The sequence below is a fragment of the Pseudomonas sp. PICF6 genome, from assembly GCF_009831705.1.
In the GTDB taxonomy this organism is placed as follows: Bacteria; Pseudomonadota; Gammaproteobacteria; order Pseudomonadales; family Pseudomonadaceae; genus Aquipseudomonas; species Aquipseudomonas rhizophila.
This window is the reverse complement of sequence record NZ_WUUD01000001.1, coordinates 155,448-177,589: the sequence shown is the minus strand read 5'-3', so window position 1 is coordinate 177,589 and position 22,142 is coordinate 155,448. Positions and strand designations below refer to the sequence as shown.

Sequence of the window (22,142 nt, the reverse complement as noted above, 5' to 3'; positions counted from 1 at the left end):
AGGCGGCCGGTCATCCCAACCACCTGCATTTTGAGCGGCTTAGGCAGGCATTTGACGCTTGTTGATCACGGAGTCGATCAGGCCATATTCGGCCGCACGCTCAGCGCTCATGAAGTTGTCACGCTCGGTGTCACGCTCAATGGTTTCGAGGCTTTGGCCGGTGTGATGGGCCAGCAGCGAGTTCAGGCGCGAACGAATGTGGAGGATTTCCTTGGCATGGATGTCGATATCCGACGCCTGCCCCTGGAAACCACCCAACGGCTGGTGAATCATCATGCGCGAATTAGGCAGGCAGTGACGCTTGCCCGCTGCGCCACCGGCGAGCAGGAATGCGCCCATGCTGCAGGCCTGGCCGATGCAGATGGTGGAAACGTCAGGCTTGATGAACTGCATGGTGTCGTAGATCGACATGCCTGCTGTCACCGAGCCACCAGGTGAGTTGATGTACAGATGGATATCCTTGTCCGGGTTTTCCGCTTCAAGGAACAGCAGTTGCGCCGCAACCAGGTTGGCCATGTAGTCTTCAACGGGGCCGATCAGGAAGATGACGCGTTCCTTGAGCAGACGCGAGTAGATGTCATAGGCACGTTCGCCACGGGCAGACTGCTCGATAACCATCGGGACCAGGCCGCCTGCGGCTTGGATGTCAGAGCTCTGCTGATAAAAAGAATTGCGGGACATGTCTCGCAGTCACTCCCAAATAGTTATGTCTTGAATACGCATAAGCCAGCGCGAAGGCTGGCTTATGGGTGTGTATTTCTTACCGCAGAACGATCAATCGGCTTGTGGAGCTTCCACCGGCTTGACCGCTTCTTCGTAAGAGACCGCTTTATCGGTCACGCTAGCTTTCTGCAGAACAGTATCCACAACTTGTTCTTCCAGCACAACCGAACGGACTTCGTTCAGTTGCTGGTCGTTCTTGTAGTACCAGGACACGACTTGCTCAGGCTCCTGATAGGCCGAAGCCATTTCCTGGATCAGCTCGCGAACGCGGGCTTCGTCAGGCTTGAGTTCGAACTGCTTGACCACTTCAGCAACGATCAGGCCCAGCACAACGCGGCGCTTGGCTTGCTCTTCGAACAGCTCAGCGGGCAGTTGATCCGGCTTGATGTTGCCGCCGAACTGTTGAACAGCCTGTACACGCAGACGGTTCACTTCGTTGTCCAGCAGAGCCTTTGGCACTTCGATCGGGTTGGAGGCCAGCAGACCGTCCATGACCTGGTTCTTGACCTTGGACTTGATGGCCTGACGCAGCTCACGCTCCATGTTCTTGCGAACTTCGGCGCGGAAACCTTCCAGACCGGTTTCCTTGATGCCGAACTGGGCGAAGAACTCTTCGTTCAGCTCTGGCAGTTTCGGCTCGGAAACGCTGTTGACGGTCACGGTGAACTCGGCGGATTTACCAGCCAGGTCCAGGTTCTGATAGTCCTCAGGGAAGGTCAGGTTCAGAACGCGCTCTTCACCGGCCTTGGCGCCAACCAGGCCATCTTCGAAGCCAGGGATCATGCGGCCAGAGCCCAGCACCAGCTGAGTAGCCTTGGCGGAACCACCGGCGAACACTTCACCGTCGACCTTGCCGACGAAATCGATGTTCAGTTGATCTTCGTTCTGGGCAGCACGATCGGCCACTTCGAAACGGGTGTTCTGCTTGCGCAGGATGTCCAGCATCTTGTCCAGGTCGGCATCCGAAACATCGGCGCTCAGACGCTCGACGGAGATGGACTCGAAACCGGCAACCGTGAACTCAGGGAACACTTCGAACGTGGCGATGAACTCCAGGTCCTTGCCCTTTTCCAGCACTTTAGGCTCGACGGACGGAGCACCGGCCGGGTTCAGCTTCTGCTCGACGACCGCTTCGTAGAACGAAGACTGGATCACATCGCCCACGGCTTCCTGACGTGCGTCAGCTTCATAACGCTGACGGATCACGCTCATTGGCACTTTGCCTGGGCGGAAACCTGGGATTTTGGCCTTTTGGGCAGTCTGCTGCAGACGCTTGTTGACCTGAGTCTCGATGCGCTCAGCCGGCACGGTGATGCTCATGCGGCGCTCAAGAGCAGAAGTATTTTCAACAGAAACTTGCATGGATATTCCTCGTTGCACAGACGTTGGCCGGGCGTTTCCGACCCCAGAATCAAGGGCATGCATTCTAGTAGGTCAAACTCAAGAAGTCACCCTACTGAAAAAGGGCTGGAAACAGGCGCCGAATTTAGGAGCGGACATACGGTCATGCCTCGCCCGGATTGCAAATACAGTCGGTCGCTGCAAGGCTCTGGGTCAATGCTTCTATATATAGGAGCAGCAAACCCGCGCGCCCGGCATCCGGTCTCGCGAGGAGACCAACGGGCATGCCGCGCATCATCAGGAAACACAATCGTGACGACCCGAGCACCCCGCACAACCCTGAACCAGGGTCGGCGACAAAAAATCATGAATACAAAAACGGCGCAGCCCTCTTCAGGTACTGCGCCGTTCTCTGCTATTTAAATAGCGACTTGTATGGTGCGGACGGAGAGACTCGAACTCTCACACCTTGCGGCGCTGGAACCTAAATCCAGTGTGTCTACCAATTCCACCACATCCGCGTATCAAGCTTTTAAAGCAAAGGCGCCAGACTGTTAATCTGGCGCCTTTCTAGAATATGGGGTGGACGATGGGGATCGAACCCACGACAACGGGAGTCACAATCCCGTGCTCTACCAACTGAGCTACGCCCACCATATTGCCTTGTTGCCTTACTTGTGCCAAAGCTGCCTAATTGGCGCACCCGGCAGGACTCGAACCTGCGACCATCCGCTTAGAAGGCGGATGCTCTATCCAGCTGAGCTACGGGCGCCTTTTTAATCTGTATTCTTGGACGATTACAAACTAAGTGCTTTCAGTGTTACCGAGTTAAAACAACCAACTCTGCTCCACCTTCTTAACCAGTGCTAGGCTGTGCCCGACAAGTGCGACGAATGTTATAGACGGCCTGATAGGTCGTCAACTCTTTTCTAAAAAAAATTCATTTAATTAAAGGGGTTAGGGGAATTTGCAGACCAAGCGCCTTTGCCCTCACGCCTCGGCATGCGAGAATGCGTTCTCTTTTTTTCCCCTCTCGATGGTTAACCACGCGCAATGACTGCACAACTTATCGACGGCAAATCGATCGCCGCCAGCCTGCGCCAGCAGATCGCCCAACGAGTCACCGAGCGTCGCCAGCAAGGCCTGCGCACGCCCGGCCTGGCGGTGATCCTGGTCGGCAGCGATCCTGCCTCTCAGGTTTATGTCTCGCACAAGCGTAAAGACTGTGAAGAGGTCGGCTTCCTTTCCCAGGCCTACGACCTGCCTTCCGAAACCACTCAGCAAGCATTGGCTGATCTGATTGATCGCCTGAACGACGACCCGAACATCGACGGCGTTCTGCTCCAACTGCCCCTGCCTGAACACCTCGACGCCTCCAAACTGCTGGAGCGTATCCGCCCGGACAAAGATGTCGACGGCTTCCATCCTTATAATGTCGGTCGCCTGGCCCAGCGTATCCCGCTGCTGCGCCCCTGCACCCCCAAAGGCATCATGACGTTGCTGGAAAGCACCGGCGTGGACCTGTACGGTCTCGATGCCGTGGTGGTTGGCGCGTCCAACATCGTTGGCCGTCCGATGGCCATGGAGTTGCTGCTGGCCGGCTGCACCGTCACCGTGACCCATCGCTTTACCAAGGACCTGGCTGGACACGTCGGCCGCGCCGACCTGGTGGTCGTTGCCGCCGGCAAGCCTGGCCTGGTGAAGGGCGAGTGGATCAAGGAAGGCGCCATCGTGATCGACGTGGGTATCAACCGCCAGGACGATGGCAAGCTGGTCGGCGACGTGATCTACGAAACCGCCCTGCCCCGTGCAGGCTGGATCACTCCAGTCCCTGGCGGCGTAGGTCCGATGACCCGTGCCTGTCTGCTGGAAAACACCTTGTATGCGGCGGAAACGCTGCATAGCTGATACGCCTTTTCAGCGCAGTTCCAATCCCTGTGGGAGCGAGCCTGCTCGCGATAGCTTTGTCTCAGCCTTCATCCATGCTGACTGACACACCGCTATCGCAAGCAGGGTCGCTCCCACAGGAGTTTTTGCGCCCTTCATTAAACTTTATTTAATCGCAAGCCCCGGCGGTACAGGCATATGGCGCTGTCGTCGCCCATACTCATAAAATGCAGCGCTTTTTTAACAAGCCATTGCTGCACGGCACCTTCAACTCTATCGAGTCTACTCGCGTGAAAATCCGTCTTTCTATCCTCAGCCTGTTCATCGCTTTCACAGGTACCTTTATCACGCAGAATGTCGAGGCGCAGGAAACCATCGCCGCCCCGCGAGACACCTCAAAACTGCAAGTCGCCTCGGGCAGCGCGATACTGCTGGACTTGCAGACGAATAAAGTCGTTTATGCCAGCAATCCCGACGTAGTGGTGCCCATCGCTTCGGTGACCAAATTGATGACCGGTCTGATCGTGCTGGATGCCAAGCAGGATCTGAATGAATACATCTCCATGACCATCGCCAATACACCGGAGATGAAGGGGGTATTTTCCCGGGTCAAGCTCAACAGCGAACTGTCACGCCGGGACGTGTTGCTGATTGCCCTGATGTCGTCGGAGAACCGCGCCGCCGCCAGCCTCGCCCACCACTACCCGGGCGGGTACGCAGCGTTCATCGCGGCCATGAACGCCAAGGCAAAGGCGCTGGGCATGAGCAGCACCCACTATGTCGAGCCCACAGGCCTGTCGATTCACAACGTATCCACCGCCCGGGACCTGACCAAACTGCTGATCGCGGCACGCAAATATCCATTGCTGAGCGAACTGAGTACCACCAAGGAAAAGACCGTAACCTTCCGCAAACCGGTTTATAGCCTGGGCTTTCGCAATACCGACCACTTGGTCCATAAGGCTGGCTGGGACATCCAACTGACCAAGACCGGCTTCACCAATCAGGCCGGCCACTGCCTGGTACTGGTGACGAAAATGAGCAATCGACCGATGGCCCTGGTGGTGCTGGATGCGTTTGGGAAATATACCCACTTCGCCGATGCCAGCCGGATCCGTAGCTGGGTGGAAACCGGCAAAAGCGCCAGCGTCCCTGCCGCGGCCCTTCAATACAAGGCGGCCAAGAACCTCAAGAGCCGCCAAACCGGTGTAGTCGAAGCGTCGAATTAATTAACCAGGCAAACAAAGCCCCGACTCATCGGGGCTTTGTTTATTCAAGGTTTTAGATCACCCAACGGGTCATACGCTCTGGAACCGGGCTCTTCCTGCTCATCCTCTTCGTCCAGAGGCGCCTTGGCGGGGCCTATCGGATCGACTTGAGGATCGCCGAGATCCGGCGAATCGGGATCAAATCCCAAATCATCGCCTGAAGAATGTTCGGAAGAATGTGGCCCCGTAGGTGTTTTCGACTGTGCCATGCTTTTCTCCTCGCAAGCATGGGCCGGATATTCCGGCCCTGAGGTTAGGAGCCTCTGGCATGGCGGGTGGTGCCCGACAAGTGACGAACGGGGGGTGAGATCAGTGTGCGCCGCTCAGGGCTTGAGTCGCCCGGGCCGCTGCCTGCTCCTGCCCTGCCCCGGCCAGTTCGCCCGCAGCTTTCAGCCAGCGCTGAGAGTCTACCTTGGCCGGGAGCTGCGTAGGTCGCTGGACCAATACCGCCCAGCCTCCAGCATCCTTGAGAGCCGACTCAAACCCACTGAAGCTCATCAGCAGCCGCCGGTTCATCCCCGATCGCAGCAAGACCGTCTGCTTTTGGCGGTCATAACCGACGAGAATGCCGTACCTGGGCCCAGACCAGAAAGCCGACCCCTCCGTATAGCGCACCAACACGGGATAACCTGCCGCGACTTGCTCCAACAGTGCCGGCAGTTCGCTGTCGAGGGGGTATACCACCAGCCCATATTCTCGCGCCAGGGTCTGCAGGTTCTGCTGCAAATGAGCCTCGCCTTCCGGCAGATGCAGAGGCTTCTCCAGCAGCCCCGGGGTGATTACCGTGCCTTGCAGCGTCAAGAGGCTGGCCAGCGACTGGGGGCCACCCTGGTACATTTCGCCACGAAAGAACGGCACGCTGTTGAGTTCCACCCGCTCGGGCAGGCGCTGAATCTGCGGCGACACACTGCCTGCGCAACCCGCCAGGGCCGCCAGGCAGGCCGTCACCAGTACCAGTGATCGAAAAGAGGAAATTACCGGAAACATTAGGACTCTCTTGTTAAGGCACCCGACATCGGGCCAGGCAAGGGCCGTCGATCATAAGGTGCAGACAGACGTGGGTATAGCCTTAAACAGCAGTCCCATCGCGGCGATAGAACGAAGCGGTCCGTCTGTCATCAATACCGATCGATTCCCTGCAACACTTTAGCGACTAGACTGTCCATTGTAACGAGTGCGTCGCCCTGAACTTGGGCAGAAGGAGGCACAGATGAGCCTGACCACAACAATCCTGATGCTGATATTCGGCTGGTTAAGCGTCGCCACAGCCATGCTGTGGGGCGTTTTGCGCATTGCACGCCGCCATCATCCTGCGCCACGACCAGCGCGGGCGGAAAAAGCACCAAAACCGGCCAGGCGCCACGCCGCCGCACACTGACCGTCCCGCCGCCCTTCAAAAATCCAAAAAAAAGCCGCCCGGGCATGGACCCGGCGGCTTTTGAGTGCCTGTAATCAGGCTTTGTCAGCCAACGCCCTTTGCTGACGGCGACGCGACATCATGTTCAACACCTCAATCGCTGCCGAGAACGCCATGGCTGCGTAGATATAGCCCTTGGGCACATGAGCACCAAAGCCTTCGGCGATCAACGTCATGCCGATCATGATCAGGAAGCCCAGCGCCAACATGACCACTGTCGGGTTGTCGTTGATGAACTTGGCCAGCGGCTCGGCCGCCAGCAACATCACCAACACCGAGATCACGACAGCAATGATCATGATCGGCAGATGCTCGGTCATGCCCACGGCGGTAATGATGCTGTCGATGGAAAATACCAGGTCCAGCATCAGGATCTGACCGATCGCAGCGGCAAATCCGAGGGTCACGCCGGAGGTGGCGGATTTCGGATCATTCGGTGCCGGGTCCATGCTGTGGTGGATCTCGGTGGTGGCTTTCCACAGCAGGAACAGGCCGCCGGCGATCAGGATCATGTCCTTCCAGGAGAATGCCTGACCGAGGATTTCGATAACCGGCTCAGTCAACTGCACGATGAAAGCAATGGTGCTCAACAAGCCCAGGCGCAGGATCAGCGCCATGCCAATGCCGATACGCCGTGCCTTGGCGCGGTGCTGTTCGGGCAGTTTATTGGTCAGGATCGAAATGAAGATCAGGTTATCGATGCCAAGCACGATTTCCATGACGACCAGAGTCGCCAGCGCGATCCATGCAGTGGGGCTGGCAGCGAGTTGTAAAAGATAATCCATGGGTCAGTCCTGACTCGATATGACGGGGTTAAATGGTTTGGGTGGAGGTTTCGGATTCTTCAGCCTCATCCGCCGGCTGCTTCTTGGGGCTGATCAACCCGCCAGTGGCCTCGCTGATCGCCTGTTCGGCAGCCTTATGGGTGTCATCGATTGCCTGCTTGGCCGTTTCCGCGGCTTGCCCCATCAACTGCTGGGCACTTTTTTCGGCCTGTTCGCAGCCAACAAGGGCGATTGAAGACACTGCCAACAAGGCCGCCAAACCCAGGGTTTTGTACGTCATGGATAAATGCCTCTCAGGGTTAAACAGAGCACCAAAGGTGGCTCACCGATGGCCCGGCATTCTAGAGAGGTGAATACTTCAGGAAAATTCGTATTTTCAGCGGTTATACTTCGATTTTTACGAATCGGTGTGCCTTATGCTCAATTACCGACAGTTGCATTACTTCTGGGTGGTGGCCAAGACCGGCAGCATTGTGCGGGCCTGCGAGCAACTGAACCTGACACCACAAACCATCAGCGGGCAGATTTCGCTGCTCGAACAAACCTTTAACATCAAGTTGTTTCGCCGCGTCGGGCGACAGTTGGAACTGACCGAGGCCGGCCGCCAGACGCTGCCCTATGCCGAACACATGTTCCAGTTGGGTGGCGAACTGGAGCTTATGCTCCGGGCGCAACCCAATGAGCAGCAGACGCTGTTCCGGGTCGGGGTGGCAGATGTGGTGCCCAAGTCCATCGTCTATCGACTGCTGGCGCCGACCATGGAGCTGAGTGAGCCGCTGCGCATCACTTGCCGCGAAGACAAACTCGAGCGGCTGTTGGCGGACCTGGCGATCCAGCGCCTGGACCTGGTGATTTCCGACAGCCCGATGCCGACCCACCTGGACATCAAGGGTTATAGCCAGAAGTTGGGAGAGTGCGGGATCAGCTTCTTTGCCACCGCTGCGCTGGCCGAGCGCTATGGGCAGGATTTCCCCCGCAGCCTGAATGACGCCCCGCTGCTGATTCCAGGTGCCGAAACCGTGGTACGCAGCCGCTTGCAACGCTGGTTCGCCGAGCAACAGATCCAGCCGCGCATCGTTGGCGAATTCGACGACAGCGCGCTGATGCAGGCCTTCGGGCAATCAGGCAGCGGAATTTTCATCGGCCCCAGCGTGATCGCCGAAGAAGTTCAGCGTCAGTACGGCGTACAGGTGATCGGCCAGACCGATGCGGTCAGCGAGTCGTTCTATGCCATTTCCGTAGAGCGCAAGGTCAGCCATCCGGGCATCGTCGCCATCGCCGAAGGTGCCCGACGCGAGCTGTTCAGCGCTTAGGACTGCGCGCAGGCGGCACGGGGCTTGAAGGTCATCAGCAACAACGCCAGCAGGATCGATATGAGGATGAACCCGGACGCGGCAAAACCAACGCTGCCCAGGCCCAGGGTATCGATGACGCGCCCACCGACCATCGCCCCCAGGCCGATTCCCAGATTGGCCCCGGCGATGTTCAGCGATGCGGCAAAGGCTGGAGCCTCAGGCGCGGCCTTCATCAGTCGTACATGACTGACCAGGAACAGGGCCGCCTGGGTCACTCCCCAGATGCCCATCGCTGCCGCCAGCCCGACGGTCGAATGAATGTTCGGCACCAGCGCCACCATGCCGCCGATCAGGAACAGACAAAACACCATCGAGGCGATCAAAGGGTGTCGGTCCACCGCGCGGCCGCCCAGAGAGTTACCCACCAGCCCCACGGCCCCAAAGCCCATCAGGCACCAGCCCACCAGTGTGCCGTCGAACCCGGCCAGGCGCTCGAGGATATCGGCCAGGTAGGTGTACGCGGTGAACATGCCGCTGAACACCAGGATCGACAGCAGCACATGGCCCTGCATCAACGGGCTGCGCAATATCTTGAGTTGCGAGCGCAAACTGACCTGGTGCTGATGCAGATTGGTTTTGGGCAGGTAGACAAACAGCAGCAAGGCCTTGGCGAACGCAACGAACGCCAGGATGGCAAAGGCGCTGCGCCAGCCGAACGCATCAGAAATCAGCGTGCCTACCGGAATACCGAACACCGTGGCACAGACAATGCCGAACCCGATCCGGGCGATGGCCCGCCCGGCAAACTGCGGCCCGACAATGTCCACTGCCGTTTCGCTGGCCAATGCCCAGAACACCGGTAGCCCCAAGGCTGGGATCAATCGGGCGACGGCCATTACGCCGATATTGGGGGCCAGCGCCGCCAGTGTGTTGGCCAGACCAAACATCACCAACACGCTGATAAACAGCTTGCGCCGCTCAAAGCGGGCGAACCAGGCGGTCAGGAACGGCCCGAATGCCGCCACGGTAAATGCAAACAGCGTGACCAGCAGCCCGGCCTGGGCAATCGTGACTTGCAGGTCGCGGGCAATGGATGGCAACAGGCCGACGATGATGAATTCGGTGGTCAGCACTGTAAAACCAGCCGCCGACAACAGAAAAACAGACAACATGCAGAACTCCAGCAAAACAACGACACCAGCGTCAGCCCAAAAGGGTCGCTGGCAGAGTAGAAAGGGGATTGGCCCAAAGCCTAACAGAATGCGCCCCTCAGACAAACGCGTGTGAACGCCCAAGCGACGGATCGTCACAGGTCCGTCAGGTTTTTCCGCGGGCTGTGATAAAGTCCGCGGCCTGCAAACGCTGTACTTTCTTTTCGGTCCCGCTCACGTGGCCTGCCCGCCTGTTGCCCTGAGGGGTCGACCGTTGCACACAAAAAAAAATCAGAGATGCCGTTATGACTGCTTTGTCTCCTTCCGTTCTACACCGCCTCAAACGCACCGGCCTGGTGACGCAAATCGTCATCGGTCTGATCGCCGGCATCATCCTGGCGTGGCTGGCACCGGACCTTGCCAAGTCCACCGCTTTCATCGGTAAGGTCTTTGTGTCAGCGCTCAAGGCCGTGGCACCGATCCTGGTGTTCGTGCTGGTCATGGCGTCGATCGCCAACCACAAGCACGGTCAGGAAACCCATATCCGGCCCATTCTCTTCCTGTACCTGCTCGGCACTTTCGCCGCCGCAGTGGTCGCGGTGGTTGCCAGTACCCTGTTTCCGTCCAGCCTTGTCCTGGTGTCCCATGACGTCGCCGTCACCGCCCCCGGCGGCATCGGCGAAGTACTGCAGAGTTTGATGCTCAGCGTGGTGGACAATCCGGTCAGCGCCCTGATGAATGCCAACTTCATCGGCATTCTGGCCTGGGCCATCGGCATGGGCATTGCCATTCGCCATGCTGGCGAAACCACCCGTACCGTGCTCGGGGATCTGTCCAACGGCGTGACCGTGATCGTGCGCGTGGTCATCTGCTTCGCCCCGCTGGGGATCTTCGGCCTGGTGGCCTCGACCCTGGCAACCTCAGGTTTCAGCGCGTTGCTGGGCTACCTTCACCTGTTGACCGTGCTGATTGGCTGCATGCTGTTCGTGGCGCTGGTGATGAACCCGCTCATCGTGTTCTGGAAGCTGCGTCGCAACCCGTACCCACTGGTCTTTACCTGCCTGCGCGAGAGCGGCATTACCGCGTTCTTCACCCGCAGTTCGGCGGCGAATATCCCAGTGAACCTGGAACTGAGCAAACGCCTGGGCCTGCACGAAGACACCTATTCGGTATCGATCCCGTTGGGCGCGACCATCAACATGGCCGGCGCCGCCATTACCATCACCGTACTGACCCTGGCGGCGGTGCATACCCTGGGTATCGTGGTCGACGTGCCGACCGCCGTGCTGCTGAGCGTCGTCGCGGCCATTTGTGCCTGCGGCGCGTCCGGCGTGGCCGGTGGTTCGCTGTTGCTGATTCCCCTGGCATGCAGCCTGTTCGGTATTCCCAGCGACATCGCCATGCAGGTGGTCGCCGTGGGCTTCATTATCGGCGTCCTGCAGGATTCGGCGGAGACTGCGCTCAATTCCTCTACCGATGTGCTGTTCACCGCGGCGGCTTGCTTGGGTGAGGAAGAGAAGCGCGAACGCGTGGCCTGACAGCGGCGCTGGAGGTATGACCGTCATCGCGAGCAGGCTCGCTCCCACAGGGTTTGTGGCAGATACAAATCCAATGTGGGAGCGAGCCTGCTCGCGATAGCGATGGCACAGCCACCGTGTAAACAGACCGCCACAAAAAAGCCCGGGACGGCCCACACCGTCCCGGGCTTTTTCATGCTGGCGGGTTTAGAACGCGCCCATGTAGTCGCGTTTGCCCACTTCCACGCCATTGTGGCGCAGCAGCGCATAGGTGGTGGTGACGTGGAAGAAGAACTGCGGCAGACCATAGCTCAGCAGGTAGGTCTGGCCGGTGAAGCGTTTTTCCTTCGGCGTGCCCGGACGGGTGACGATTTCGATGCCTTCCTTGCCGTCGATCTGCTCGGGGCTGATGCCGTCGATGAACGCCAATACCTTGGTGATCAAGGCTTGCAGTTCGGCAAAGGTGGTTTCGCTGTCGTCATATTTCGGCACTTCAAGCTCGGCCAGACGCGCGGACACGCCTTTGGCGAAGTCCACCGCGATCTGCACCTGGCGTACCAGGGGGAACATGTCAGGGTACAGGCGGGCTTGCAGGAACGCGTTAGGGTCGATGTTTTTCGCAGTGGCGTGGGCTTCAGCCTTGTTCAGGACATCACTCAGGGCGTTGAGCATCTGCTTGAAAACCGGGATGGAAGCGGCGTACAGGGAAATAGTCATGGCGATCTCATGCAGGTGGCAGGAAAGGACAAATCAAACGGGTGCGATTATAGCCACGCCTTGTTGCGCACCTTGTCTTTTATTGCGCAAGGATTAGGCTAGGCGGCTTCCACAGCATAGGGAACGCGCGATGAGTATCGAAGAACAAAGCCCGGCCGAAGAACCGCGGCTCAACAGCACGGAAATCCGCATTCTCGGCGCGCTGGTCGAAAAGCAGGCCACCAACCCCGAGACCTACCCGCTGACGCTCAACGCCCTGGTGCTGGCCTGCAACCAGAAGACCAGCCGTGAGCCGGTCATGAACCTCAATCCGGGTCAGGTCGGCCAGAGCCTGCGTGCGCTGGAAGGTCGCGGCTTTACCAAACTGGTGATGGGCAGCCGCGCCGACCGCTGGGAGCATCGGGTCGACAAGGCCCTGGAGCTGGTGCCGGCCCAAGTGATTCTGATGGGCTTGCTGTTCTTGCGCGGCCCGCAGACAGTCAATGAACTGCTGACCCGTAGCGGGCGGATGCACGATTTCGAAGACACCGAACAGGTGGTGCATCAGCTTGAACGGCTGATCGCCCGTGGCTTGGCGCTGTTGGTGCCGCGCCAGCCCGGCCAGCGGGAAGACCGTTACATGCACGCCATGGGCGACCCGGCGGATATCGAAGCGATCCTCGCCGCCCGCCAGCATCCCGTGGAGCGTGGTGCCGGCAGCGGCGTGTCGCTGGAGCGCATCGAAGAACTCGAAGCGCGGATCGCGGCGTTGGAAGAACGGCTGGCGCGACTGGAGTAATCAGGATCGAGCGAACGCCACGGCCTTCTTGAATTGTTCCGCGCTGGGCCGCACGCCGGTGTACAGGACAAACTGCTCCAGGGCCTGGATCGCAATCACTTCGAGCCCGGTGATGACCCGTTTGCCCTCAGCCTGGGCGCGCACGATCAGCGGCGTTTGCGACGGGATCGCCACCACATCGAACACCGTCTCGGCCGCTGCGATGGTCTCGGGCTCGAACGCCAGTTGATCGGCTTCCGGGCCACCGGTCATGCCGATCGGCGTGACGTTGATCAGCATCTGCGGCCGTCGCTGCCCCAGTTCAGCCTGCCATTCGTAACCCAGGGAGCCGGCCAAGGCTCGCCCGGCGGTTTCGTTGCGGGCCACGATCAAACCGTTTGAGTAACCACCGTCGCGCAAGGCGCTGGCCACGGCCTTGGCCATGCCGCCGCTACCGCGCAGAGCAAAGGTTGAATCCTTGGGCACCGCATGGGTTTGCAGCAATTGGGCGATCGCGATGTAGTCGGTGTTGTAGGCCTTTAAATGGCCATCGGTGTTGACGATGGTATTGATGGACTGGATCGCGGCGGCGGAAGGATCGAGTTCGTCGACCAGGGCGATGCAGTCTTCCTTGAACGGCATCGACACCCCGCACCCGCGGATGCCCAAGGCGCGGATGCCGCCTACAGCACCGGGCAAGTCCTGGCTGCTGAATGCCTTGTAGTAGAAATTCAGCCCCAGTTGCTCATACAGGTGATTGTGAAAGCGCAGGCCGAAGTTCCCAGGGCGCGCCGATAGTGACATGCACAGTTGAGTGTCTTTGTTGGGGTTGATCTGCATGTGTGACTCCTTGCAGTAAAGAAACCGCTACAGACCTTACACAATATTTACCCAACGGCACGGCAAATTCTGAAAAAATCGCTGTCAGAGCAAGTATCCCCGCGACCCTCATTCGGGTCTGTTGCAGACCACAGGCGCCGGGGCCAAAACGAGGAATCGTTATGAACCGTCAACTCCCCATCATCGCCCTGCTCATGGGGGCACTCGCGGTCACCGGCCAGGCATCCGCCCATGGTCGAGGTGGTTGGGAGGGGCCCGCCGTGTTTGGCGCAATCGTTGGTTCGGCCATCGTCGGCTCAGCGATCATCAACCGTGATCGTCCGGTCTACGTGCAGCAACCGGTGTACGTCCAGCCACAACCGGTTTATGTGCAGCAGCCGCCACCGGTCTACTACCAGCCACAGCCGGTCTACATCGAGCGCCCTGTCTACTATCGTCCGGCGCCGGTGTATTACGGGCCACCACGGGGCTATTACTACGGCCCACCGCGCGGTCATTACGGGCGCTGGTGATCAGTCTCTGAGGCAAAAAGAAAGGCCTGTGATCCTCGATCACAGGCCTTTCTTTATTAAGAGACATAAAGCCGAGCAAGCGCCGTCGTCACGAGGCTAGACGTGCTCGCTGCTTTTCAATCGTACCGGGCCATGCTCTACCGGTGCATGGGCTGCCTCCGACACCACCGGAATCTCGTTGCCATCGCAGTCGTGCAGCTTGCCGTCACTGAAGTAGTCGCCTTCACGCAGCGCCGCCAGGTCCTGATAACGCAACACCCGCTCGGTACCGGCGGCGAATACGGACTGTTGATCCGAGTTACCCCGGGTGAAGTGATTGAAGGCCAGGTTCAGCACGATTGCCATGATCGCCGAAGAGCTGATGCCCGAATGGAAGATCGTCGCGAACCAGCTCGGGAAATGATCGTAGAAATTCGGCGCGGCGATGGGAATCATGCCAAAACCGATAGAGGTGGCGACGATGATCAGGTTGACGTTGTTGCGGTAGTCGACTTTTGACAGCGTGCGGATGCCGCTGGCAGCCACGGTGCCGAACAGCACGATACCGGCACCGCCCAACACCGAAGTCGGCACCGCCGCGATCACTCGGCCCATGAACGGCAGCAGCCCGAGTACCACCAGAAATACCCCGCCAGTTGCCACCACGAAACGGCTCTTGATCCCCGTCACCGCCACCAGCCCGACATTCTGGGCAAAGGCGCTCTGGGTGAAAGAGCCAAAGATCGGCGCGATCATGCTCGACAGCATGTCGGCCCGCAAGCCGTTACCCAGACGCCTGGAGTCGACTTTGGTGTCGATGATCTCGCCCACCGCGAGGATATCGGCGGACGTTTCCACCAATGTCACCATGATCACGATGCACATCGACAGAATGGCCGCGACATGAAAAGTCGGCATGCCAAAGTGGAAAGGTGTGGGGAAACCGAACATCGGGCCTTGGCTGACGGATGAAAAGTCCGCCATACCCAGGAATACGGCGATGACCGTGCCAATGACCATTGCCAGCAGAATCGACAGCCGCGAGATCGTCGCGCTGCCCATTTTGCTCAGCAGCAGCACCAGGACCAGGGTGACGGCGGCCAAACCGATATTGGCCATGCTGCCGAAATCGGCGGCGTGGCTATTGCCGCCCATCGCCCAGCGAGCGGCTACCGGCATCAAGGTCAGGCCAATGGTGGTGATGACGATGCCAGTGACCAGCGGCGGAAAGAACCGGGTGATTCGCGAGAACACAGGGGTAATCAGCAAGCCAATCAAGGACGCGGCGATCACCGCTCCGAGGATGGCCTGGAACCCCCCTTCTCCGCCGCTGCCGACGATCGCCACCATGGTTGCGACCCCGGAAAACGAAACGCCCTGCACGAGGGGTAACTGACAGCCGAAAAACGGCAGGCCAAGGGTTTGCAACAATGTTGCCAGCCCCCCTGCAAACAATGACGCCGCGATCAACAGGCCGATGTCCGCCGGTGACAAGCCGGCGGCCTGACCGATGATCAGTGGCACAGCGACGATGCCACCGTACATGGTCAACACATGCTGCAGGCCGTAAGCCATATTCGCGCCGACGCCAAGGTTTTCGTCCTCGGGCCGTGGGAGTGAAACATGGGGCGTTTTCATGGTTCGGGAGTTCCCTGTTTTTTGTTATGCGCACACTGTATTCAAAACTCAGGACAAATGTCCATAGAGTTGTATACAACTTATTCTGCGCAGCCATCCCCTCCCGCGAATCCTTCCGCCTCCCCTGCTACCCCACTTCGTTACAGAAGCCCAACCACGGCGGGCCGTAAAAGCTCACGTGGCGGTACGCGCAGACCAAACTCGTTTTCCAGCAGGTCGATCAGTTCGTCGGCGTCGGTGATTGTCCGACGTTCGCTTTGCTCGCCTATCCGGTGCAAGGCATAGCTGTTGCCGTTCAGGGTCTTGCGCAATCCATCGCCAGTGCGAGACACCATCAACCGGCCCATGAACGGCGACTCGGGGTGGTTGCTGACGTACCAATTGCCGACGGTGTAGTCGATGTCTTCCTGGCGCTGCAGATCGAACAGGTACATCGGCCGCCATTCGTCGGCCACGCAGGCACGCAGCAGATAGCCGTCCGGGTGAGCCTCGATGCGATAGGGTTCGTGGGGAGTGGCCTGGGTGTCACGGCTGTCCAGCAGCAGCGGCGCAGTAGGCACCATGCCGCCGAAGCCGACATCGGTGGTGTAACGCACGCCGTCAAGCGTCACCAGGCTGAGGCGGTGGGTGCGGGCGGGCCAGGCACCCTCGGGGGCATTCATCACCACCCGTCCGGTGATGCCTCGGGCTTCGAAGCCCAGTTCCAACAGCAGCGCCAGGAACAATTGATTGAGCTCATAGCAATAGCCGCCGCGGCCTTGTTCGAAGACTTTTCGCTCCACTGATTCGAGGTCGATGGGGACGGGTTGGCCCAGCAGCGTCGAAAGGGTTTCAAAGGGGAACTCGGCGGTGTGGCGTCGTTGAAGCAGGCGCAAGGTGTCGAGGGTCGGGGCTGGCGGTGTGTCGAAGCCCAGGCGTTGCAGATAACGGCCCGAATCGTTCAGTCGGGTTTGGCTCATGAGGATGTCCTTTCCTGTCCAGTGCAGGGCTTACAAAAAGTCCGCTGCTGGGGTGCAGATATAAGGCATTCGCCTTGGCGAGACAATAACCGACCGCAGACCTCGCTCCCTCACCGACGTTTTCGCGAAGCGAGCCGGATCCAGGTCGGAGCATGGTCGCTGGGATGTGGTTGATTCCTGACCCATGCGTCCACGCCCGCCTCGCTCAGATAAGGACTGGCCGCCGGGTTGAGCAGCAGGTGATCGATGCGCAGCCCAGAGTTCTTTTGCCAGTGCTGACGGAAATAATCCCAGAAGGTGTATACCCGCTCGTCCGGGTACAGGTGGCGCAATGAATCGGTCCAACCCTGGTCGAGCAGCCGCTGATAACACTCGCGGCTTTCGGGTTGCAGCAGGGCATCCTTGAGCCAGGAACGCGGGTTGTAGATGTCCAGATCGGTGGGCACCACGTTGTAGTCACCCGCCAGCACCACCGGATGATCGCTGGCCTGCAGCCCCTGGGCATAAGCGATCAGCCGTTCGAACCAGGCCAGTTTGTAATCGAATTTGGGCCCTGGTTGCGGGTTGCCGTTAGGCAGATAAAGACAACCCACCAGCACGCCATGCACCGCTGCCTCCAGGTAACGACTGTGGCGGTCATCGTCGCCACCGGGCAAGCCACGGCGGCTCTCCAGCGGTTGCGCATCACGGGCCAGGATCGCAACGCCATTCCAGGACGCCTGGCCGTGCCAGAGCGATCCGTAACCGACCGATTCCAGCTGCGCTGTGGGGAAATCCTTGTCCGCTGCCTTGAGTTCCTGCAAGCAGACAATGTCGGGTTTCTCCCGCTCCAGCCACTCCAGCAGATTGGGCAGTCGAGCCCGGATGCCGTTGATATTGAAGGTCGCTATGCGCAGGTTTTTCATCGGGCCAGAGCTCCAGATCCAGGACACTAGCTGTGACCGACAAGCCACCGTGGTGGTTGCAACGATGTACGATCTCCCGGCCATCGATTTTGATGATTTCTGCGACCTCAGCGATCCGAGCGCGCCAGCGTATCAAACCCGTCTTCCATCGATAACGCCGCCACTCGGTTGCGTCCGCTGTGCTTGGCCTGATAAAGCGCCGCGTCGGCCCGCTGGAGGAACACTTCAATGCTGTCCAGACTGCTGGGCACAAACGCGTAGCAGCCCAGGCTCACCGTCAAGTAGCCGGTAGGAGAGCCGGCATGGGTGATGTGTTGGTCGATAACGCTGCGGCGGATCTGCTCGGCCAGGGCCAAGGCCCCTTGCAGGTTGGTATCGGGCAGCAGCACCGCGAACTCCTCGCCGCCATAACGCACGGCAAGGTCAGCCTTGCGATGACAGCAACCCTTGAGCACCTTCGCCATTTCTGCCAGACAATGATCCCCGGCCACGTGGCCGTAGGTGTCGTTGTAACGCTTGAAGAAATCGATATCGAGCATGATCAGGCTCAATGGGCTGCGCTGGCGGGCACCCCGGCCGAACTCGATGTCCAGGGCCCGCTCGAACAGCCGACGGTTCGCAAGCCCAGTCAGGCTGTCATGGGTGGCAATCAGCTCCAACGCTTCCTGGGCCTTGCGCAGGTCCGCTTCGATCCGTTCGCTGTTGCGCAACTGGCGCACGAATACCCAGCCGAACAGGCAGATACCCAACACCACCAACGCTACGATGAGACTGGATTTGAAGGCTCTGTCGTGCCACCCCGCCAGGATCGCCTGTTCGGACATCGCGGCGGTAACCACCAGCGGATAGGCCTGTAAATGCTGGTGGTCATAGAGCCTGAGGACGCCATCGGCAGCGGAGCGGATGGTCGCGGTACCGGCGCTTTCGCTGTACAACTCATGCTGAAAGACCGGTTCCTCGGCCAGGGATCGACCGATTTTCGCCTCGTCGAAGGGGCGCCGGGCCAGCAAGGTCCCGTCGGACAAGGCCAGGACCATCTCGTCTTGATCAGCGAGGCTGAAGCTTTCGAAGAATCGATCGAAGTACGACATCTTGATCCCGGCCAACAATACGCCCTGGAAATTGCCGTCCTGATCATTCAAGCGCCGCGACACCGGGATGATCCACTCGCCATTTTGTCGACTGCGGATAGCCGGCCCGATATGAGCGATCAGGGCGGTGTTCTGCTGATGGAACGTAAAGTAGTCCCGATCTGCTACCCCTGGGCCCCTGTGCAGTTGTTCAAAGGACGTAATGACCCAATGACCGTGCTTGTCGAACAGGAACAGGCCATGCAATTGCTCCAGTGCTTGCACGCGCCGGGCAAAGGTTTTCTGCAGACGTGGTTGCAGCGCCGGATCGAAACCGTCGCTCTCTATCCAGTCCGCCAGGCTGGTCAGGACCAGGTCTGTCTGCTGGAACGTGTCCTGAGCCTGTTGGGCCATGGCCCGGGTGAGGTTGGCTGAGGCGGTGCGCGCCGACTCCAGATCGTAGCGACGAGACTGTTCCAGTTGCAAAAAAAGCAGGCCACACAGGCACAGGCAGACCGCCGCGATAAACGCCACCGCTGCCTTGAGCAACGGCAGGCGCTTGAGGGCACCGCCGGGGACATGGAACGGATCAAAATGGGGGATAGGCAAGCGAATTCCTGAGGGGGGCAAAGCATGAGCGAAACCCTCAAAGCCCCCAATATTCGTGAGCTTAGCCTACCGCCTGGGGGGGCGGCAATTTGCCGGTGTGGCATAGCCGATGGGTGGCTCAATGGATCCAAAATCCTGCGCATGGCCCTGTCAAATTCACCCGTTCTGGCCGGAAAATCCCCCCCAATGGCGACAATCCCGGAAAGCCGGTTTTTTTCATGAATCGCTTTGCCAGGGCTATCAAAATTGCGTAACGCCCCATAACGTAGGTCGCCTTTGCCATTCAAACACCGACCGACCATGAATAAACCCATCCCGACCGTCGACGACCCGTTGTCCAGCCCCTCGGCCATCAGCTTGCGCGAGGCGTTCTGGTTCTGGCTCAAGCTGGGCTTTATCAGTTTCGGTGGGCCGGCAGGACAAATCTCGATCATGCACCAGGAGTTGGTGGAGCGCCGACGCTGGATTTCCGAACGACGCTTTCTGCATGCCCTCAATTACTGCATGCTGCTGCCAGGCCCCGAGGCGCAGCAATTGGCGACGTACCTGGGCTGGCTGATGCACCGCAGCTGGGGCGGGATCATTGCCGGGGCGCTGTTCGTGCTGCCTTCGCTGTTCATTCTCATCACATTGTCCTGGCTGTATGTCGCCTTTGGCGAAGTGCCGGTGGTGGCCGGGATTTTTTATGGCATCAAGCCAGCCGTGACCGCTATCGTCGTGCATGCCGCCCACCGGATAGGTTCGCGCGCGCTCAAGAACAGTTGGCTGTGGGCCATCGCCGCCGGCTCGTTCACCGCGATATTCGCTTTCAATCTCCCCTTCCCGCTGATCGTGCTGGGAGCGGCGGTCATCGGGTATTTCGGCGGCCGCTGGGCACCGGAAAAGTTCAGCCTGGGCGGCCACAACGCCACGCATCAATCCTTTGGCCCGGCATTGATCGACGATGACACCCCGCCCCCGGAGCATGCCCGCTTCAGCGCCTTGCGACTGGCCCGGCTGGCGATCATCGGCGCCCTGCTGTGGGCCTTGCCGATGGGTGTGTTGACCCTGTTGTTCGGCTGGGAAGGCACCCTGACGCAAATGGCCTGGTTCTTCACCAAGGCGGCCTTGCTGACGTTTGGTGGCGCCTATGCGGTTCTGCCCTATGTGTATCAAGGCGCTGTCGGACATTTCGGCTGGCTGACCCCGACACAGATGATCGATGGTCTGGCCCTCGGCGAAACCACTCCCGGCCCGTTGATCATGGTGGTCGCTTTCGTCGGCTTCGTCGGTGGCTACGTGATGCAGGTGTTCGGCCCTGAACAGGCCTTCCTCGCTGGCGCGGTTGCCGCCACGCTGGTGACCTGGTTTACGTTCCTGCCCTCATTCCTGTTCATCCTCGCGGGTGGGCCATTGGTGGAGTCGACGCATAACGAGCTGAAATTCACCGCACCGCTGACGGCGATTACTGCCGCCGTGGTCGGGGTGATCCTCAACCTGGCCTGCTTCTTCGGTTACCACGTGCTTTGGCCCAGCGGTTTTTCCGGTGCGCTGGACTGGCCGTCGGCAATCATCGCGCTCGCCGCCGCCATTGCGCTGTTTCGCTACAAACGCGGCGTCATCCAGGTGCTACTGGGATGCGGACTGACCGGCCTGGCCGTGCATCTACTGCGTTAGATGAGGCATTTGCTCAGGTAGGCCGCCGAGGCCGGGCACAATGATCTGAATTGGGCCGTTTCGCTGATCGACATCGGCGCCAGCGAACGGTCACGCGGCTGATACCCCTGGGCGACAAAGAAGCTAGCAGCACTGGCAGTGAGCAGGTGAAGGCGCTCCACACCTTGGTTTTTCGCAAAGTCTTCCAGAGCGACCAGCATCGCTGCGCCTATGCCGCGCCCCCGCAGCCCCTCAGGGACCACCAGAGAGCGTAACAATCGGTCCGCGCCCTCCCCCTCGATCCCGCCAAACGCTGTCTGAGTGTCTGCTTGCCTGAAGCTGAAAAAACGTCGGCCCTGCTGGTGCAGGTCGTCCACAGGCAGACCCGCCAGGATCAGCGCCTGGCGCAACGGCTCCAACTCCTCATTGCTCAGTTCGGTCATGTGCATGGCATTGCTCTGACAGAGGTTCTGCCCAGGAAACTACGCCGCCAGCACTCTCCTACGCAACTGCTCGCGCAGAACAAAATTGAACGGCCCGTGCTTTGCGCGAACTAACCAGGTTCATGCCCTGCCCAGGTTCTCACACCAAAGTCGGCAAGGGCCAAAACCTGAACAGCAATGGCACAGGTGACCGTTCACATGGACTCAAGCTCTCTCCAGTTCCTTACCGACACCCAATTACTCGGCATCTCCATCGCCAACTGGCTCCTGGCCCTGGGTGTGATGGTGGTGAGTTTTATCATCGTCAGGGCCGGCATCGGCTTGCTGTTGAGAAAAGTGCAGGCCCGGGCACAGAAACCCGATGCGTACGTCAGCCACATCGCCGTCGAAGTCCTGTCCAGCACCAGCAATACGCTGTTGTTACTGGCCTCCATCCTCATTGGCGTCGGCGTCCTGGACCTGCCGGAGCGTTGGCTTGACCGGGTCAGCAGCCTCTGGTTCGTGGTCGCAGCCTTGCAGGTGGGGCTCTGGGCCAACCGGGCAATTGCCCTGGCGTTGCTGCACTATTTCGCCCGCCACAACCACTCCGACATCCACCAGAAAAGCGCGTTGGCCACCCTGAGCCTGTGGGGCGCGAAGGTGTTTCTCTGGGCCGTGGTACTCCTGGCGATGCTCTCCAACCTGGGCGTGAACA

Annotated in this window: 22 protein-coding genes, 3 tRNA genes and 1 pseudogene; 9 read left to right on the top strand and 17 right to left on the bottom strand. The window is 59.6% G+C overall.

Annotated features, from left to right (window positions below):
- Window positions 1–39: 39 nt before the first annotated feature.
- From clpP to GSM73_RS00790, 5 genes are all read right to left on the bottom strand, one after another.
- Window positions 40–681 (bottom strand): ATP-dependent Clp endopeptidase proteolytic subunit ClpP, encoded by a 642-nt coding sequence (gene clpP, locus GSM73_RS00810; RefSeq protein WP_003183177.1) that lies wholly within the window; start codon window positions 679–681, stop codon window positions 40–42.
- Window positions 682–774: 93 nt separating this feature from the next.
- Window positions 775–2,085 (bottom strand): trigger factor, encoded by a 1,311-nt coding sequence (gene tig, locus GSM73_RS00805; RefSeq protein ID WP_047228499.1) that lies wholly within the window; start codon window positions 2,083–2,085, stop codon window positions 775–777.
- A 415-nt stretch (window positions 2,086–2,500) separates the two neighbouring features.
- Window positions 2,501–2,585: transfer RNA gene (locus GSM73_RS00800), tRNA-Leu, on the bottom strand.
- A 57-nt stretch (window positions 2,586–2,642) separates the two neighbouring features.
- Window positions 2,643–2,718 (bottom strand) — tRNA-His (locus tag GSM73_RS00795).
- A gap of 41 nt (window positions 2,719–2,759) precedes the next feature.
- Window positions 2,760–2,836, bottom strand: a tRNA-Arg gene (locus tag GSM73_RS00790).
- 281 nt (window positions 2,837–3,117) lie between these two features.
- Here GSM73_RS00790 and folD point away from each other — a divergent pair.
- Together folD and pbpG are read left to right on the top strand one after the other, a co-directional pair.
- Window positions 3,118–3,972 (top strand): bifunctional methylenetetrahydrofolate dehydrogenase/methenyltetrahydrofolate cyclohydrolase FolD, encoded by an 855-nt coding sequence (gene folD / locus GSM73_RS00785; protein WP_047228500.1) that lies wholly within the window; start codon window positions 3,118–3,120, stop codon window positions 3,970–3,972.
- A 269-nt stretch (window positions 3,973–4,241) separates the two neighbouring features.
- Window positions 4,242–5,180, top strand: a complete 939-nt coding sequence (gene pbpG, locus GSM73_RS00780; RefSeq protein WP_047228565.1) for a D-alanyl-D-alanine endopeptidase — start codon at window positions 4,242–4,244, stop codon at window positions 5,178–5,180.
- 44 nt (window positions 5,181–5,224) lie between these two features.
- On the opposite strand, the gene GSM73_RS00775 is transcribed toward pbpG, so the two are convergent.
- Both GSM73_RS00775 and GSM73_RS00770 read right to left on the bottom strand, forming a co-directional pair.
- Complete coding sequence (locus tag GSM73_RS00775; protein ID WP_076383965.1) at window positions 5,225–5,428, bottom strand: DUF6021 family protein; 204 nt, start codon at window positions 5,426–5,428, stop codon at window positions 5,225–5,227.
- A 100-nt stretch (window positions 5,429–5,528) separates the two neighbouring features.
- On the bottom strand, window positions 5,529–6,206 hold the full coding sequence (locus tag GSM73_RS00770) for a peptidase C39 family protein (protein ID WP_047228501.1): 678 nt from the start codon (window positions 6,204–6,206) through the stop codon (window positions 5,529–5,531).
- 223 nt (window positions 6,207–6,429) lie between these two features.
- On the opposite strand from GSM73_RS00770, the gene GSM73_RS26355 reads away from it, so the two are divergent.
- Window positions 6,430–6,597: a hypothetical protein gene (locus tag GSM73_RS26355; RefSeq protein WP_171061342.1), complete on the top strand. Its 168-nt coding sequence runs from the start codon at window positions 6,430–6,432 to the stop codon at window positions 6,595–6,597.
- A gap of 74 nt (window positions 6,598–6,671) precedes the next feature.
- On the opposite strand, the gene GSM73_RS00765 is transcribed toward GSM73_RS26355, so the two are convergent.
- Window positions 6,672–7,421 (bottom strand): TerC family protein, encoded by a 750-nt coding sequence (locus GSM73_RS00765; protein WP_047228502.1) that lies wholly within the window; start codon window positions 7,419–7,421, stop codon window positions 6,672–6,674.
- Window positions 7,422–7,449: 28 nt separating this feature from the next.
- Window positions 7,450–7,701, bottom strand: a complete 252-nt coding sequence (locus GSM73_RS00760) for a hypothetical protein (RefSeq protein ID WP_047228503.1) — start codon at window positions 7,699–7,701, stop codon at window positions 7,450–7,452.
- A gap of 136 nt (window positions 7,702–7,837) precedes the next feature.
- On the opposite strand from GSM73_RS00760, the gene nhaR reads away from it, so the two are divergent.
- Window positions 7,838–8,734: a transcriptional activator NhaR gene (nhaR, locus tag GSM73_RS00755; protein WP_076383964.1), complete on the top strand. Its 897-nt coding sequence runs from the start codon at window positions 7,838–7,840 to the stop codon at window positions 8,732–8,734.
- Here nhaR and GSM73_RS00750 read toward each other — a convergent pair.
- Window positions 8,731–9,888, bottom strand: coding sequence for an MFS transporter (locus GSM73_RS00750; protein WP_160891336.1), 1,158 nt, complete (start codon window positions 9,886–9,888; stop codon window positions 8,731–8,733). The genes nhaR and GSM73_RS00750 overlap by 4 nt on opposite strands.
- A gap of 284 nt (window positions 9,889–10,172) precedes the next feature.
- Between GSM73_RS00750 and sstT the strand changes: the two genes are divergently transcribed.
- Entirely contained in the window at window positions 10,173–11,405 is a 1,233-nt protein-coding gene (sstT, locus tag GSM73_RS00745; RefSeq protein ID WP_047228506.1) for a serine/threonine transporter SstT, read from the top strand.
- Window positions 11,406–11,591: 186 nt separating this feature from the next.
- On the opposite strand, the gene GSM73_RS00740 is transcribed toward sstT, so the two are convergent.
- Window positions 11,592–12,101, bottom strand: a complete 510-nt coding sequence (locus GSM73_RS00740; RefSeq protein ID WP_107322273.1) for a DUF1993 family protein — start codon at window positions 12,099–12,101, stop codon at window positions 11,592–11,594.
- 130 nt (window positions 12,102–12,231) lie between these two features.
- Here GSM73_RS00740 and GSM73_RS00735 point away from each other — a divergent pair, with 130 nt between their 5' ends.
- Window positions 12,232–12,879 carry a YceH family protein gene (locus tag GSM73_RS00735; RefSeq protein ID WP_047228508.1) on the top strand — a complete coding sequence of 216 codons (648 nt, stop codon included), beginning with the start codon at window positions 12,232–12,234 and terminating at the stop codon, window positions 12,877–12,879.
- On the opposite strand, the gene GSM73_RS00730 is transcribed toward GSM73_RS00735, so the two are convergent.
- Complete coding sequence (locus GSM73_RS00730) at window positions 12,880–13,698, bottom strand: shikimate 5-dehydrogenase (RefSeq protein ID WP_107322272.1); 819 nt, start codon at window positions 13,696–13,698, stop codon at window positions 12,880–12,882.
- Window positions 13,699–13,859: 161 nt separating this feature from the next.
- Here GSM73_RS00730 and GSM73_RS00725 point away from each other — a divergent pair, with 161 nt between their 5' ends.
- On the top strand, window positions 13,860–14,210 hold the full coding sequence (locus GSM73_RS00725; RefSeq protein WP_047228510.1) for a hypothetical protein: 351 nt from the start codon (window positions 13,860–13,862) through the stop codon (window positions 14,208–14,210).
- Window positions 14,211–14,306: 96 nt separating this feature from the next.
- Here GSM73_RS00725 and GSM73_RS00720 read toward each other — a convergent pair whose 3' ends face one another.
- From GSM73_RS00720 to GSM73_RS00705, 4 genes are all read right to left on the bottom strand, one after another.
- Window positions 14,307–15,827, bottom strand: coding sequence for a nucleobase:cation symporter-2 family protein (locus GSM73_RS00720; protein WP_047228511.1), 1,521 nt, complete (start codon window positions 15,825–15,827; stop codon window positions 14,307–14,309).
- A 140-nt stretch (window positions 15,828–15,967) separates the two neighbouring features.
- Entirely contained in the window at window positions 15,968–16,786 is an 819-nt protein-coding gene (locus tag GSM73_RS00715; protein WP_160891334.1) for an arylamine N-acetyltransferase, read from the bottom strand.
- Window positions 16,787–16,896: 110 nt separating this feature from the next.
- A complete protein-coding gene (gene xth / locus GSM73_RS00710; protein WP_047228513.1) occupies window positions 16,897–17,691 on the bottom strand; it encodes an exodeoxyribonuclease III in 795 nt (264 codons plus the stop codon).
- A 107-nt stretch (window positions 17,692–17,798) separates the two neighbouring features.
- Window positions 17,799–19,370: a GGDEF domain-containing protein gene (locus GSM73_RS00705; protein WP_160891332.1), complete on the bottom strand. Its 1,572-nt coding sequence runs from the start codon at window positions 19,368–19,370 to the stop codon at window positions 17,799–17,801.
- A 300-nt stretch (window positions 19,371–19,670) separates the two neighbouring features.
- Here GSM73_RS00705 and chrA point away from each other — a divergent pair, with 300 nt between their 5' ends.
- Window positions 19,671–21,026, top strand: coding sequence for a chromate efflux transporter (gene chrA, locus GSM73_RS00700; RefSeq protein ID WP_160891330.1), 1,356 nt, complete (start codon window positions 19,671–19,673; stop codon window positions 21,024–21,026).
- Here the strand turns inward: chrA and arsN2 are convergent.
- Window positions 21,023–21,454: an arsenic resistance N-acetyltransferase ArsN2 gene (gene arsN2, locus GSM73_RS00695; RefSeq protein ID WP_160891328.1), complete on the bottom strand. Its 432-nt coding sequence runs from the start codon at window positions 21,452–21,454 to the stop codon at window positions 21,023–21,025. The genes chrA and arsN2 overlap by 4 nt on opposite strands.
- A gap of 192 nt (window positions 21,455–21,646) precedes the next feature.
- Between arsN2 and GSM73_RS26610 the strand changes: the two are divergent.
- Window positions 21,647–22,142 (top strand): annotated as a pseudogene (locus GSM73_RS26610) (mechanosensitive ion channel family protein); the annotation flags it as partial.

Bases quoted from the DNA above. Each gene is read 5' to 3' on its own strand.
- arsN2 (WP_160891328.1), bottom strand. From the start codon at position 21,454: ATGCACATGACCGAACTGAGCAATGAGGAGTTGGAGCCGTTGCGCCAG.
- folD (WP_047228500.1), top strand. From the start codon at position 3,118: ATGACTGCACAACTTATCGACGGCAAATCGATCGCCGCCAGCCTGCGC.
- GSM73_RS00770 (WP_047228501.1), bottom strand. From the start codon at position 6,206: ATGTTTCCGGTAATTTCCTCTTTTCGATCACTGGTACTGGTGACGGCC.
- GSM73_RS00735 (WP_047228508.1), top strand. From the start codon at position 12,232: ATGAGTATCGAAGAACAAAGCCCGGCCGAAGAACCGCGGCTCAACAGC.
- clpP (WP_003183177.1), bottom strand. From the start codon at position 681: ATGTCCCGCAATTCTTTTTATCAGCAGAGCTCTGACATCCAAGCCGCA.
- nhaR (WP_076383964.1), top strand. From the start codon at position 7,838: ATGCTCAATTACCGACAGTTGCATTACTTCTGGGTGGTGGCCAAGACC.
- chrA (WP_160891330.1), top strand. From the start codon at position 19,671: ATGAATAAACCCATCCCGACCGTCGACGACCCGTTGTCCAGCCCCTCG.
- GSM73_RS00765 (WP_047228502.1), bottom strand. From the start codon at position 7,421: ATGGATTATCTTTTACAACTCGCTGCCAGCCCCACTGCATGGATCGCG.
- tig (WP_047228499.1), bottom strand. From the start codon at position 2,085: ATGCAAGTTTCTGTTGAAAATACTTCTGCTCTTGAGCGCCGCATGAGC.
- sstT (WP_047228506.1), top strand. From the start codon at position 10,173: ATGACTGCTTTGTCTCCTTCCGTTCTACACCGCCTCAAACGCACCGGC.
- GSM73_RS26355 (WP_171061342.1), top strand. From the start codon at position 6,430: ATGAGCCTGACCACAACAATCCTGATGCTGATATTCGGCTGGTTAAGC.
- GSM73_RS00740 (WP_107322273.1), bottom strand. From the start codon at position 12,101: ATGACTATTTCCCTGTACGCCGCTTCCATCCCGGTTTTCAAGCAGATG.
- GSM73_RS00725 (WP_047228510.1), top strand. From the start codon at position 13,860: ATGAACCGTCAACTCCCCATCATCGCCCTGCTCATGGGGGCACTCGCG.
- GSM73_RS00750 (WP_160891336.1), bottom strand. From the start codon at position 9,888: ATGTTGTCTGTTTTTCTGTTGTCGGCGGCTGGTTTTACAGTGCTGACC.
- GSM73_RS00715 (WP_160891334.1), bottom strand. From the start codon at position 16,786: ATGAGCCAAACCCGACTGAACGATTCGGGCCGTTATCTGCAACGCCTG.
- GSM73_RS00760 (WP_047228503.1), bottom strand. From the start codon at position 7,701: ATGACGTACAAAACCCTGGGTTTGGCGGCCTTGTTGGCAGTGTCTTCA.
- xth (WP_047228513.1), bottom strand. From the start codon at position 17,691: ATGAAAAACCTGCGCATAGCGACCTTCAATATCAACGGCATCCGGGCT.
- GSM73_RS00775 (WP_076383965.1), bottom strand. From the start codon at position 5,428: ATGGCACAGTCGAAAACACCTACGGGGCCACATTCTTCCGAACATTCT.
- GSM73_RS00730 (WP_107322272.1), bottom strand. From the start codon at position 13,698: ATGCAGATCAACCCCAACAAAGACACTCAACTGTGCATGTCACTATCG.
- GSM73_RS00720 (WP_047228511.1), bottom strand. From the start codon at position 15,827: ATGAAAACGCCCCATGTTTCACTCCCACGGCCCGAGGACGAAAACCTT.